This is a genomic window from Lutibacter sp. (assembly GCF_030692605.1).
Classification (GTDB): domain Bacteria; phylum Bacteroidota; class Bacteroidia; order Flavobacteriales; family Flavobacteriaceae; genus Lutibacter.
The window spans coordinates 79,086-92,320 of sequence record NZ_JAUYUD010000085.1 but is presented as its reverse complement, the minus strand read 5'-3'; the positions used below and the strand labels follow the sequence as shown (position 1 = coordinate 92,320).

Annotated in this window: 10 protein-coding genes; 3 read left to right on the top strand and 7 right to left on the bottom strand. The window is 31.7% G+C overall.

The window, feature by feature from the left end:
* Window positions 1–75: 75 nt before the first annotated feature.
* The 7 genes from Q8S45_RS08305 to Q8S45_RS08275 form a co-directional block, all read right to left on the bottom strand.
* The gene (locus Q8S45_RS08305) at window positions 76–696 is read right to left on the bottom strand and encodes a GNAT family N-acetyltransferase (protein WP_305603551.1); all 621 of its coding nucleotides are present in this window, start codon (window positions 694–696) and stop codon (window positions 76–78) included.
* Between the two features lie 379 nt (window positions 697–1,075).
* The gene (gene ilvA, locus Q8S45_RS08300) at window positions 1,076–2,338 is read right to left on the bottom strand and encodes a threonine ammonia-lyase IlvA (RefSeq protein WP_305603549.1); all 1,263 of its coding nucleotides are present in this window, start codon (window positions 2,336–2,338) and stop codon (window positions 1,076–1,078) included.
* 6 nt (window positions 2,339–2,344) lie between these two features.
* Window positions 2,345–3,817: a ketol-acid reductoisomerase gene (gene ilvC, locus Q8S45_RS08295; RefSeq protein WP_305603546.1), complete on the bottom strand. Its 1,473-nt coding sequence runs from the start codon at window positions 3,815–3,817 to the stop codon at window positions 2,345–2,347.
* 99 nt (window positions 3,818–3,916) lie between these two features.
* Window positions 3,917–4,438 carry an acetolactate synthase small subunit gene (gene ilvN / locus Q8S45_RS08290; protein ID WP_305603543.1) on the bottom strand — a complete coding sequence of 174 codons (522 nt, stop codon included), beginning with the start codon at window positions 4,436–4,438 and terminating at the stop codon, window positions 3,917–3,919.
* A 2-nt stretch (window positions 4,439–4,440) separates the two neighbouring features.
* On the bottom strand, window positions 4,441–6,174 hold the full coding sequence (ilvB, locus tag Q8S45_RS08285; RefSeq protein WP_305603539.1) for a biosynthetic-type acetolactate synthase large subunit: 1,734 nt from the start codon (window positions 6,172–6,174) through the stop codon (window positions 4,441–4,443).
* A gap of 4 nt (window positions 6,175–6,178) precedes the next feature.
* Window positions 6,179–7,861 (bottom strand): dihydroxy-acid dehydratase, encoded by a 1,683-nt coding sequence (gene ilvD / locus Q8S45_RS08280; protein WP_305603536.1) that lies wholly within the window; start codon window positions 7,859–7,861, stop codon window positions 6,179–6,181.
* 390 nt (window positions 7,862–8,251) lie between these two features.
* On the bottom strand, window positions 8,252–9,799 hold the full coding sequence (locus Q8S45_RS08275; protein WP_305603533.1) for a hypothetical protein: 1,548 nt from the start codon (window positions 9,797–9,799) through the stop codon (window positions 8,252–8,254).
* A gap of 150 nt (window positions 9,800–9,949) precedes the next feature.
* On the opposite strand from Q8S45_RS08275, the gene Q8S45_RS08270 reads away from it, so the two are divergent.
* The 3 genes from Q8S45_RS08270 (at window position 9,950) to Q8S45_RS08260 (ending at window position 13,234) form a co-directional block, all read left to right on the top strand.
* The gene (locus Q8S45_RS08270) at window positions 9,950–11,125 is read left to right on the top strand and encodes a 2-isopropylmalate synthase (RefSeq protein WP_305603524.1); all 1,176 of its coding nucleotides are present in this window, start codon (window positions 9,950–9,952) and stop codon (window positions 11,123–11,125) included.
* A 77-nt stretch (window positions 11,126–11,202) separates the two neighbouring features.
* The gene (leuB, locus tag Q8S45_RS08265; RefSeq protein WP_305603516.1) at window positions 11,203–12,318 is read left to right on the top strand and encodes a 3-isopropylmalate dehydrogenase; all 1,116 of its coding nucleotides are present in this window, start codon (window positions 11,203–11,205) and stop codon (window positions 12,316–12,318) included.
* 181 nt (window positions 12,319–12,499) lie between these two features.
* Window positions 12,500–13,234: a nitroreductase family protein gene (locus Q8S45_RS08260; protein WP_305603512.1), complete on the top strand. Its 735-nt coding sequence runs from the start codon at window positions 12,500–12,502 to the stop codon at window positions 13,232–13,234.
* The last annotated feature ends 1 nt before the right edge of the window (window position 13,235 follow it).

Genomic DNA, 13,235 nt, shown 5'->3' with positions numbered 1-13,235 from the left:
TTTGGTATAAAGTGTTTGAAATCTGGTATTAAAAAATTTAAAGCAACCATAACCTCATACTATCCTCTTTACTTTTTACTCATTATTATTTTTTTTCAGAAATAATGATTGTTTTATTTTTTTTAATCTGCTTAATACTTTTAAATTATAGCCGTGTTGTTTTATATTTTTCTCGTGTTTAGGATCGTACAACATTCCTGTACATAAACACATTTTTTTATCGGTTCTAATTAATACATCATAATTTTTACAAGTTTTGCAACCATTCCAAAAGGCTTCATCGGATGTTAATTCTGAAAAAGTTACTGGTTGGTATCCTAATTCGTAATTAATTTTCATAACCGCAAGTCCTGTTGTAATACCAAATATTTTAGCTTCTGGATATTTATTTTTAGAGTGTTCTAAAATCTTTTCTTTAATTTTTCTGGCAAGTCCTTGATTTCTAAAATTTGGATGTACAATTAAACCCGAATTGACCACAAATTCTTTATTATCCCAAATTTCAATATAGCAAAAACCAGCAAATTCATTGCTTTGAACGGCTATAATAGCATCTCCATAGGTAATTTTTTTTGAAATATATTCGGGAGTTCTTTCTGCAATTCCGGTTCCTCTAACTTTTGCGGACTCCTTAATAGTTTCGCATATGATTTCTGCATATTTTAAATGCGTTGTATTGGCTATAACAATTTCCATTGTTTACTTTTTAAATGTTGAAAAATTAATTTATGATGTTTTAAGGGGAAAACGAACGCATCGTTTTCAAAAGAAATTTACGCCCCTAAGGGACGACGAGGTGAAAAACTGCGTACAACTATAAAAACTAACAATTGTATTGGTAATTTATAATGAAGTGATTTAAAAATTGATTGTTGCAAAATTGAAATATAAAATGATTAAAACTGTGTTATCTAAAACTAATAATTAGCGCATACAGCGGCGCAAGTCGAAAGTGTGACTGGGAGTTTTAACAGTATTATTTAATTTATTTATTTTCACGGTACAATAGTACAAAAATTAATTCATTAACATTTTGTATGTTAAATAATTAACACATTTTTTGTTTTTTGTTATTTTACACTAAAAACTGAAAAAGTTCTGGTTTTTCATTTAAATATTCACTTAAAAATCCTTTTTGCTTCATTCTAGTTAATAATGGTTCAAAGTCTTCTTTCGATTCTAATTCTATACCAACTACTGCTGGCCCTTTATCTCTGTTGTGTTTTTTGGTATATTCAAAATAAGCAATATCGTCATTTGGACCTAAAACATCTACCACAAATTCTTTTAAAGCACCTGCTCTTTGTGGAAATTTAATGATAAAATAATGTTTTAAACCTTCGTAAAATAACGCTCGTTCTTTCATTTCTTCCATTCGGGTAATGTCGTTATTACCTCCACTCACAACACACACAATGGTTTTTCCTTTAATTTCGTTTTTGAAATTTTCAAGCGCAGCGATAGACAAAGCCCCAGCTGGTTCAACTACCAATGCATTTTCATTATACAATTTTAAAATAGTAGAGCAAATTAGTCCTTCACAAATGGTATCAGTTCCATCTAATAATTCTTTACAAATCTCAAAATTTAATTCTCCAATACGCTTTACGGCAGCTCCGTCAACAAAATTATCAATTTCATCTAAGGTTGTATTTACACCCTTTTCTAATGAAGTTGTTAACGAAGGTGCTCCTATTGGCTCTACCCCAATAATTTTTGTTTTTGGGCTTAAGGTTTTAAACACGCTTGAAACTCCTGCTGCTAAACCTCCACCTCCAACAGGAAGAAATAAATAATCAATCGGATTTTCACTATCATTTAAAATTTCTAATCCAACAGTTCCTTGTCCAGCAATTACCTCCAAATCATCAAAAGGGTGCACGAATGTGGTCTTAGTTTTTTCACAAAATTCAACAGCAGCCTTCTGACTATCATCAAAACTATCACCAAAAAGTTTTATATCTACAAATGAGCCACCAAACATTCTAACCTGATCAATTTTTTGATGTGGTGTAGTTACAGGCATAAAAATAGTTCCTTGTACTTTTAATTTCTGACAAGCGTATGCAACTCCTTGTGCGTGATTACCAGCACTTGCACAAACAATCCCATTTTTTAATTTGTCATTTGTTAACCCTTGAATTTTATTATAAGCTCCCCTAATTTTATAAGAACGAACCACTTGTAAATCTTCCCTTTTGAAGTAAATTTTAGCATGATACCGTTCAGAAAAATTCTTCATAAAAATCAAAGGAGTTTGTTCAACAACTCCTTTAATATTATGTTGAGCTTTATATATTTTCTCTAAAGAAATGCTATTTTGGGTTTTTGTATTCACAAAAATCTATACTATTTTAGTCATTGCAGTCATAGACTCACGTAAATACGCACCAATATCTTCAATTGGATGATTTCTAATTACTGAATTCACTTCAATTAACTCTTTATTATCAACTCCGTTTGATCCATCATTAAATGGTCTTCCAACTAAATTGCTCGGCGCTTTTTTAACGTAATCAGCAATTAATGGTTTACAAGCATGGTCAAATAAGTAACATCCATATTCTGCAGTATCAGAAATTACACGGTTCATTTCGAATAATTTTTTTCGAGCAATTGTATTTGCAATTAATGGAGTTTCATGTAAAGATTCATAATAAGCAGATTCTTCAATAATACCCGCTTCGGTCATTGTTTCAAAAGCCAATTCAACACCCGCTTTTACCATTGCTACCATTAAAACTCCGTTATCAAAATATTCTTGTTCTGAAATTTTAACATCAGCGGCAGGCGTTTTTTCAAACGCAGTTTCGCCAGTTGCAGCTCTCCATGTTAATAAGTTAATATCATCATTTGCCCAGTCTTCCATCATTGTTTTAGAAAAATGTCCAGACATAATATCATCCATATGCTTTTGAAAAAGCGGACGCATAATTTCTTTTAATTCTTCAGATGTATTGAAAGCAGCAATTTTAGCAGGATTAGACAATCTGTCCATCATATTGGTAATTCCTCCATATTTCAACGCTTCAGTAATGGTTTCCCAACCGTACTGAATTAATTTTGAAGCATAGCCAGCATCCACACCTTCAGCAACCATTTTATCGAAACATAAGATAGAACCTGTTTGCAACAATCCACAAAGAATTGTTTGTTCACCCATTAAATCAGATTTTACTTCAGCAACAAATGATGATTTTAACACTCCTGCAGTATGTCCACCTGTTGCAACTGCATATGCTTTTGCATAGTCCCAACCTTTTCCTTCAGGATCATTTTCAGGATGAACTGCAATTAATGTTGGCACACCAAATCCTCTTTTATATTCTTCTCTTACTTCTGAACCAGGTGACTTTGGCGCCACCATAATTACAGTGATATCTTTTCTAACCTGCATTCCTTCTTCAACAATATTAAAACCATGAGAATACGAAAGTGTTGATCCTTTTTTCATTAAAGGCATTACTTCAGTTACCACACTTGTATGCTGCTTGTCTGGCGTTAAGTTGATTAATAAATCAGCCGTTGGAATCATTTCTTCATACGTACCAACTTTAAATTTGTTATCAGAAGCATTTAAAAACGATTGTCTTTTTTCAGAAATTGCATTTGGTCTTAAAGTATAAGAAATATCCAATCCTGAATCTCTCATATTTAAACCTTGGTTTAACCCTTGAGCTCCACAACCGATAATTACAATTTTTTTTCCTTTTAAAGCTGATACACCTTCACCAAATTCAGAGCTGTCCATAAATTCACATTGTCCTAATTGCTCTAATTGTAAACGTAGTGGAAGTGAGTTAAAATAATTTGCCATTTTTATGTCTTTAGTTTTAAGTTTTAAGTCTTTATTTTTTAAGCTAATTTTTATATGTTTTTAATAAACTCCTATTCCCACTTCGGGGGTAAAGGGGGCTTAATTAATTTCTGCTAATAATTCTGATATTGCCATTTTAGGTTTTGTAATTGCAATACGTCCTGAACGCACAAATTGCAACAACCCATAAGGCTTTAATTTATCATACATCCTATCAATATCTTCTTTTAAACCACTTGCTTCAATAACAAACCAACGTTCATTTATTGAAATAATATGTGCTCTTCTAAATTTCATTTTATCTTGAATTTGTTCATCATACAAGTGTTCCGAAGAAATTTTAAATAAGGCCGTTTCATGATAAATAATTTCATCTTCAGTATGATAAAAAGCACCAATCACTTCAATTTGTTTTTCTAATTGAAGAACAACTTTTCTAATAAGCGTTTCTGGCACAATTACTACAAATGTAAACCTGTGAACGCGATCTATTTCAGATTTAGAAACTGTCATACTTTCAATATTGATATGACGTTTTAAAAATATTGCTGAAAGCCGATTTAATATTCCTATATTATTTTCGGTATATACCGAAATTGTAAAATTTTTATTTTCTTCCATAATTAACTTAATCTTATATCTGAAACACTTGCTCCTGTTGGTATCATTGGAAATACATTATCTTCTTGTTCTATAACCACTTCTAAAAAAAATGCTTCTTTAGATGCAATCATTGTTTTTATGGCTCCTGCTAAATCTTCACGTTTTGAAACTCTAACCGCTTCAATATCATACGCTTCTGCAAGCTTCACAAAATTTGGACTTACCATTTCTGTGGAGGCATATCGCTTGTCAAAAAATAATTCTTGCCATTGGCGAACCATTCCTAAATAACTATTATTTAACACTACAATTTTAACTGCTGCCTTTGTTTGAAGAATAGTACCCAACTCGTTACAAGTCATTTGATAACCTCCATCCCCAATAATTGCAACAACCTCACGTTCTGGCGCTCCCATTTTCGCACCAATAGCTGCTGGTAATGCAAATCCCATAGTTCCTAAACCTCCTGAAGTTACATTACTTCTTGTTTTTTTAAAATTAGCATAGCGCCAAGCAAACATTTGATGCTGACCAACATCTGAAACCATAATAGCATCGCCATTGGTTTCTTTGTTTATTCCACTAATAACTTCACCCATTGTTAATCCTTCTTTTGTAGGATTTAACTGATCATTAATTACAGCTTTAAGTTCAACATCATATAATTTATTAAATTCTTGCATCCATTCTTTATGATCAGCTTTATTTACAAACTGCATAATTTCAGCTAAAGATTCTTTAACATCAGCTATAACAGCAATATCAGTCTTTACATTTTTATCAACTTCTGCAGGATCAATATCAAAGTGTATCACTTTGGCTTGTTTTGCATAGGTTGCTAAATTCCCAGTAACTCGATCATCAAAACGCATTCCAATAGCAATTAAAACATCACAAGAATTGGTTAAAACGTTTGGCGCATAATTTCCGTGCATACCAACCATACCAACGTGTAATGGATGTGCTGTTTCTAAAGCGGAAAGGCCTAAACCCGTACAAGCAGAAGGAATATTCGTTTTTTCAATAAATTTTTTAAACTCTTGCTCTGCCTTGCCAAGAATAACACCTTGTCCCCAAACAATAAATGGTTTTTTAGCACTATTAATTAATGCAGCCGCTTCTTTAACCTTATCTATATTTAATATTGGAACCGCTCTATAACTTCTTACTTTTTCACATTTTTTATATAAAAAATCCAATTCACCAAACTGTGCATCTTTGGTAATATCAATTAAAACCGGGCCTGGACGACCAGATTTTGCAATATAAAATGCTTTCGCAATTATTTCAGGTATTTCACTAGCCTTAGTTATTTGATAGTTCCATTTAGTAACTGGAGTTGAAATACCTATAATATCTGTTTCTTGAAAAGCGTCAGAGCCCAATAAATGCGATCCAACTTGGCCAGTAATACAAACCAACGGTGTAGAATCTATTTGAGCATCAGCAATACCTGTAACCAAGTTGGTTGCACCTGGACCCGATGTTGCAAAAACCATCCCAACTTTTCCAGATACCCTTGCAAATCCTTGTGCAGCGTGTATTGCTCCTTGTTCGTGACGTGTTAATACGTGGTGAAATTGATCTTGATATTTGTATATTTCATCGTACACTGGCATAATTGCACCTCCTGGATACCCATAGGCCAAATTAACACCTTCTGCTAATAAACATTTTATAACGGCTTCGGCACCCGTAATTCTTATCGATTTTTCAGCTATTTCTTTTTCAACTTCTCTTTTTAATGTTTCCATAAATTTAATATTTATCAGTTACACAACCTTCAGAAGCCGATGCAACAGTTTTTGCATATTTATATAATATTCCTTTCTTATGTTTCAATTCTGGTGCTGTCCATAGCGCTTTTCTCCTTTCAAGTTCTTCATCAGAAATAAGGACATTAATTGTTCTTTTAAGCGCATCAATTTCAATAATATCATCATTATAGATCAATGCTATTGCGCCCCCATTTTGAGCTTCGGGAGTTATATGACCAACTACGAATCCGTGAGTTCCTCCAGAAAAACGTCCATCGGTGATTAATGCAACAGATTTCCCCAACCCAGCTCCCATAATCATTGAAGTAGGTTTTAGCATTTCAGGCATTCCTGGTCCACCTTTTGGGCCTACATATCTAATTACAACTATATCTCCTTTAGAAACTTTACCAGCTCCAATTCCTGCATTCGCTTGGTCTTCTCCATCAAAAACAACTGCTTTCCCTTTAAATAAATTCCCTTCATTACCGCTAATTTTGGCAACAGCACCTTCAGTTGCCAGATTCCCATACAAAATTTGAATATTTCCTGAAGCCTTCAACGCTTTTTCAGTTGGATGAATTACTTGTTGATCTTCTTCAAAACTTAAAGGTTTTACATTGGCCAAATTTTCAGCAAGGGTTTTACCAGTGACAGTCATACAATCGCCATACAGGTATCCTTTTTCTAATAAGTATTTCATAACTGCTGGTGTTCCTCCAACACCATGAACATCTTCCATTAAATATTCACCACTTGGTTTTAGATCAGCAATTAACGGTGTTCTATCACTAACACGTTGAAAATCTTCCAACGTGAATTCGATACCTGCTGCATACGCAATGGCTAAATAATGCAATACTGCATTGGTAGAACCACCTAAAGCGTTTACCAAAGTCACTGCGTTTTCTAACGATTTTTTTGTGATAATGTCTAATGGTTTTAAATCGAGTTCTAATAAGTTTTTAATTGCTGCGGCGATGCGCTCACTTTCTAATTCTTTAAAAGGATTTTCTGCCGGAATTGAAGAATTATACGGCAAGGCAAATCCCATTGCTTCAATAGATGAAGCCATCGTATTTGCAGTATACATTCCTCCACAAGCACCAGCTCCTGGTATCGCATTTTTTATAATTTCTTTATAATCCTCTTCGGAAATTGCTCCAGATAATTTTTGTCCTAATGCTTCAAAAGCCGAAACAATATTTAATTTTTGGCCCTTATACCTTCCAGAAGCTATGGTTCCCCCATAAACCATTAAAGATGGACGGTTTAAGCGAAGCATTGCTATTATAGAACCTGGCATATTTTTATCGCAACCAACAATTGCAATCATGCCATCATAACTTTGAGCATTCATTACAACCTCCATAGAATCGGCTATAATATCCCGAGAAGGTAAAGAATAGTTCATTCCAGATGTTCCCATAGAAATTCCATCGCTAACACCTATAGTATTAAATATTAGACCAACTTGGTTAAGTTTATTAACTTCCTCTTTAATTTGAGAGGCTAATTTATTCAAATGCATATTGCACGGATTACCATCGTAACCTGTACTTGCAATACCAATTTGAGGATTTTTTAAATCTTCTTCAGATAAACCAACACCATATAACATAGCTTGTGCAGCAGGTTGGGTTGGATCTTGGGTTACTCTTTTGCTATATTTATTTAGTTGCATTTAATTTAGTACTTTTTAAATTATTTTAAATTATTTTTAAAACAATCTGTTTTTTGTTACTTTTTTACAATAGGGCACAAATTTAATTGAGTCATTTCTATTAAATGGTTTATGTTCATTTCTTTTACAACAGTCAATACCTCTATATCGAACTTATTTATCTACAAACAAGATAGTTACAGTTTTATTTTTTACAATGATAACACCATAAAAAAACCTTCCTAAAATAGTATTAGGAAGGTTTTTTTTATTTTTTAAATATACAAACGTTCCTATCTATACCGTAAAATAATTACGACGTTTAAAATAGAAATGATGTTGTTTTTTAGTTTCATATTGAAAAGCAAATATTAAAAATAAAATTTAATAAATCACCAATTAAACTTAAAATTAATGTTTCACTAACAATTTCGCTTTGTCTTGTACAATTTTTTCGACAGTTTTATTTTGAATTTTACTTTCTAACCATGACAAAATATCTAGATATAAAAAAGATCTTCTTTCGTATGGGTGGTTTTCAAATTCACTCAATTCTTGATGTAATTTTATAAAAGCCTTTTTAATATCTTGTGGATAAACCTCACTTAAATTTTTTAAGAATGAAATCATTTTACGCTGCACTTGATGCAAATCGTTCATTTTCAATAAAAACTTATATGTTGAAATAATAATAACTTCTATATTATAATCTAAACCAGCATCATAATGTGCTACCAAATTTAAAACGCGAGAAAAACACAATAAATCCTCTCTCATTTTTAAATCTTTATTATTAATTATTTTATCTAAATAAAAAATACATTCTTCATTTTTACCAGCACCAAAATACATACAAGCTATTTTATAATAAAAAACCATAATATGATGTGCATCTATACTCGTTTCATGTAATTTTATGTCTTTTACTAATGTTTCAACATAGGTTAACCCAAGCGTAAAATTTCCTTCTAAAAAATATAAGTTAAGTTTATTTTGATTTACGTATAAAAAAGCTAATGTACTTGTGTTTTCATTTATGGCAACGTTTTCATTTAAAATATCATACCGCAGCTTTTCTAAAGTTTGATTGAACCTTGTTTTGTATTTTATTAAATAAAGTGATTCCAGTAAATAATTAACTCCTTTTAAATAAAAAACAGGATTCTGAATTTTCATATCTGGATTATTTTCAAATAAATCTACCCATTTTTGAGAATATTTATAGCTCGAAACAAAATCTTGTGTTATAAAACTATACCACAAATAGGCTTTGTACAAAAACAATTTTTCTCGAAAACCCATTTCATCCAATTTTATTTTTGGCAATTTTTTTTCAAAATACAGCCTAACCCTTTGAGCATCAGTATCATTTTTAGCATACCCCTCTTTTAACAGTAAACTATATAATTGCAATGATAAATTGGATAATTTACTTATTTGAACATTTTTTAAGCTTAATTTTTTTGCTTGAACAGCAAGTTCATCGGCTCGGTTGCTCATACTTCTTGTAATGTATTGCGACTCAATCACCTTTTCAAATTCAACAATTTCATATGCCAAGTTATTTTCGCCATTGTTTAATGCCAATTCTTTTGCTCTATCTAAAATCTTCAAACTTTGGTTGTACAAACCTTTATTATATAAAATAGCAGCAAAATCAAATTGCTCCCTAATTTGGGCTCTTACATTGTGATGCACAGGGTTAAACCGTAAACTCACCAATATTTGTTTATATAAATGAGCCTTTGTATTTGAAATTTGTTGTTTTTTTATATTGGTTTTTTTAACAATTAAGTCATCGTCATATTCCTCTACTTTGTCCAATAAATTAAATAAAGCCATAAAATTAGCATCGGTATTCCCACCCAATCTTCCTACATATAGCTTAAATTGTCTTTTTTCAGATTTCGTAAGTGCCTTAACTAAGGTGAAAAGTGAATCTTTTTGATCTATAGCCATTGTAACAATATTATTTTTATTGTATTGATTTTGTGCATTTTAAATAGTTGTTGAATTACTTGAGTACTGTAATCTAATCTAACTACTAATGTATGTAAAAATACTATACTTCTATTTTTGAACATTCAAAAGTGATAAAAAAAATTAAAAATGAGTAAAAATAGAGTATTAATTTTTGACACAACCTTGAGAGATGGGGAGCAAGTCCCTGGCTGCAAATTAAATACTAATCAAAAAATAATTATAGCTAAGCAACTAGATAAATTAGGAGTTGACGTAATTGAAGCTGGGTTTCCGATATCGAGTCCAGGTGATTTTATTTCTGTAGTTGAAATATCCAAAGTAGTTAAAAACGCCATAGTTTGTGGGTTAACAAGAGCAAACAAAAAAGATATTGATGTTGCTGTAGAATCTTTAAAATATGCTAAAAGTCCACGCATCCACACAGGAATAGGTACATCTGATTCTCATATAAAATATAAATTTAATTCCACTCAAGCTAAAATTATTGAACGTGCAAAAGAAGCCGTTGCCTATGCTAAAAAATATGTAGAAGATGTTGAGTTTTATGCCGAAGATGCAGGAAGAACTTCTAATGAATTTTTAGCTAAAGTTTGTGAGCAAGTTATAAAATCAGGAGCTACAGTGTTAAATATTCCTGATACAACCGGCTATTGCTTACCCAATGAATATGGTGCTAAAATAAAATACCTAAAAGAAAATGTAAAGGGAATAGAAAACGTGATTCTTTCATGCCATTGCCATAACGATTTAGGTTTGGCTACGGCCAACGCAATTGCTGGTGTACAAAATGGAGCTCGTCAAATTGAATGTACGATTAATGGTATTGGAGAAAGGGCCGGAAATACTTCGTTAGAAGAAGTTGTTATGATTTTAAAACAGCATCCTTACTTAAATTTAGACACCCGAATTAACACTAAATTATTGTATAGCACTAGTCAATTAGTGCAACAAAGTATGGGTATGGTAGTACAACCAAATAAAGCTATTGTTGGAGAAAATGCTTTTGCGCATAGCTCTGGTATTCATCAAGACGGTGTAATTAAAAATAGAGAAACCTACGAAATTATTAACCCCGCAGATGTTGGCGTAACCGAATCCTCTATTGTATTAACTGCCCGAAGTGGTAGAGCTGCCTTGGCTTATAGAGCTAAAAACATTGGTTATAACCTTACAAAAATAGAATTAGACGATTTGTATCCTCAATTTTTAAAATTTGCTGATAGACATAAAGAGGTAAATGATGTGGATTTAAATCATTTAATGGAACTTAACCATATTAACAAATCTAAAATTGCTGTTTAAGTTTATTTAAAAACAAAAAATATTTCATAATTTAGAGTAACCATAATTTTGGTTACTTTTTTTTAAATCTATTTTCTATGAAACTAAACATAGCTGTTTTGGCTGGAGACGGAATTGGTCCAGAGGTTATTCAACAAGCATTGAAAGTGTTAAATGCTATAGCTGAAAAATACGACCATACATTTTTATATCAAACCGAATTAGTAGGGGGTATTGCAATAGACACTTATGGAGACCCACTACCCGAAAAAACACTTGAAATATGTAAAAAAGCAGATGCCGTGTTGTTTGGAGCAATAGGAGATCCAAAATTTGATAACAATCCAAATTCCAAAATTAGACCTGAGCAGGGTCTATTAAAACTGAGAAAAGAATTAGATTTATTTGCTAATATTAGACCTATTACTACGTATACCCCTTTAATTCATAAATCAAATTTAAAGGAAAAAGTGATTAAAGGAGTCGATTTTATAATTTATAGAGAGCTTACCGGAGGCATTTATTTTGGAGAAAAAACACTAAGTGAAGACGGAAATTCGGCAACAGATACTTGTACATATACCAGTGCAGAAATAGATAGAATTACACATATGGCTTTTGCTGCAGCAAAAAATAGAAGAAAAAAATTAACCCTTGTAGACAAAGCAAATGTTTTGGAAACATCTAGATTATGGAGAAAACGAGTACAAGAAATTAAAAAATTGTATCCAACCGTAAAATTGGATTTTTTATATGTAGACAATGCTGCAATGCAATTAATTTTGAATCCAAAACAGTTTGATGTTATTTTAACTGAAAATATGTTTGGTGATATTTTATCAGATGAGGCCAGTGTAATTTCAGGATCTATAGGCTTATTGGCTTCTGCTTCAATAGGAAATAAATCGGCACTTTTTGAACCTATACATGGCTCGTATCGGCAAGCAAAAGGAAAAAATATTGCAAATCCATTGGCAGCAGTACTATCAGCCGCAATGCTTTTGGACCACTTTGGACTATTTTATGAAGCAGAAACAATAAAAAATGCAGTTGAAAAATCTATTGAATTAAATATTTGCACTCCAGATTTAAACGAAATTAATCATTTTTCTACTTCAAGTGTTGGAAACTTTATAAGAGATTTTGTTTTAGATAATGACAATACTTTTTACAATAAACACAATATTGACTTGGGACAATCAACTATTATTTAAATGAAGTTTATAGTTTAAAAGTAATTTAGAGAAAATAGTAATACAGGCAAAAATTAATTTTAAAAATTAGAAATCTTTAAGCAAGAAGAAAAAACAGTAAACTATTACAGGTGAGCGAGCAGAGTTAAATCTTCATTTTTGAAAAGTTTAAAGTCAAAAGTTTTTGTTTAGTTTTACACTTATGGAAAATAAAACAGCCTTTTTAGAGGCATTAAATTATCGTCGATCTGTGAGAGTGTACGATAATGATAAACAAATTGATACCCAATTAGTTAAAAAATGTATTGAACAAGCCACCCTTGCACCTAACAGCAGCAATATGCAATTATGGGAGTTTCACCATATTTCCTCTAAAAATGTTTTAGATCAATTAGCTGTTGCATGTTTAGGCCAGAGTGCAGCATCAACAGCCCAAGAAATGGTAGTTGTGGTGGTTAGAAAAGATTTATGGAAAAATAGAGTTAAATCTCATAAAACTTATTTAACTCATTTATTTGGTAAAAAACAAGCACAAGAATATTCAAAGCGCGAAAAATTTGCATTAAATTATTATAAAAAAATTATGCCATTTGCTTATAGCGAGTTTTTAGGAATTTTTGGTTATTTAAAATATTTTGGCTCGTGGATAACTGGTTTATTTAGACCAACTTATCGCCAACTCCGAAAATCAGATATGCGAGTAGTTGCCCATAAAAGTGCAGGTTTAGCGGCACAAACTTTTATGTTAAGCATGGCTGCAGAAGGTTACGACACGTGCCCTATGGAAGGAATTGATTCATTAAGAGTTAAAAAAATACTGAAACTTCCCACTAGTTCAGAAATAAATATGATTATTTCTTGTGGAATTAGAAAACCGGAGGGCGTTTATGGCGATCGTTTTAGAATTCCCTTTAATGAGGTGTACAAACATTGGTAAT

Bases quoted from the DNA above. Each gene is read 5' to 3' on its own strand.
- Q8S45_RS08305 (WP_305603551.1), bottom strand. From the start codon at position 696: ATGGAAATTGTTATAGCCAATACAACGCATTTAAAATATGCAGAAATC.
- leuB (WP_305603516.1), top strand. From the start codon at position 11,203: ATGAAACTAAACATAGCTGTTTTGGCTGGAGACGGAATTGGTCCAGAG.
- Q8S45_RS08275 (WP_305603533.1), bottom strand. From the start codon at position 9,799: ATGGCTATAGATCAAAAAGATTCACTTTTCACCTTAGTTAAGGCACTT.
- Q8S45_RS08270 (WP_305603524.1), top strand. From the start codon at position 9,950: ATGAGTAAAAATAGAGTATTAATTTTTGACACAACCTTGAGAGATGGG.
- ilvC (WP_305603546.1), bottom strand. From the start codon at position 3,817: ATGGCAAATTATTTTAACTCACTTCCACTACGTTTACAATTAGAGCAA.
- ilvB (WP_305603539.1), bottom strand. From the start codon at position 6,174: ATGGAAACATTAAAAAGAGAAGTTGAAAAAGAAATAGCTGAAAAATCG.
- ilvN (WP_305603543.1), bottom strand. From the start codon at position 4,438: ATGGAAGAAAATAAAAATTTTACAATTTCGGTATATACCGAAAATAAT.
- Q8S45_RS08260 (WP_305603512.1), top strand. From the start codon at position 12,500: ATGGAAAATAAAACAGCCTTTTTAGAGGCATTAAATTATCGTCGATCT.
- ilvD (WP_305603536.1), bottom strand. From the start codon at position 7,861: ATGCAACTAAATAAATATAGCAAAAGAGTAACCCAAGATCCAACCCAA.